Annotated in this window: 1 pseudogene; it reads left to right on the top strand. The window is 56.5% G+C overall.

Going from position 1 to position 255, the window contains the following annotated elements:
- A pseudogene (locus tag AACY19_RS27665) lies at positions 1–255 on the top strand (IS3 family transposase); the annotation flags it as partial.

A 255-nucleotide genomic window follows, 5' to 3' on the forward strand; every position in this document is an offset into this window, starting at 1 on the left:
GTAAAAAAGCGATCCGGCAAGTCCTCATCCAAGGGCAAATCGAAGGCCTGAGTGTTACCAGGGCTTGCCAGTTTCTGGGCATCTCACGGCAAGCGTATTACAAGCGCAATCGAGCTTACGACGCGCAAGCTAGCCATGCGCAAAAGGTGCTGGGGTTTGTGCTGGAGGCACGCCTTGAAATGCCCCGGTTGGGCACCCGCAAGCTGCATGATCTTATGCAATCCGAGCCTGAACTGACGCAAACGGTAGGCCGGG

Source organism: Pseudomonas sp. EA_5y_Pfl2_R50 (assembly GCF_963970475.1).
In the GTDB taxonomy this organism is placed as follows: domain Bacteria; phylum Pseudomonadota; class Gammaproteobacteria; order Pseudomonadales; family Pseudomonadaceae; genus Aquipseudomonas.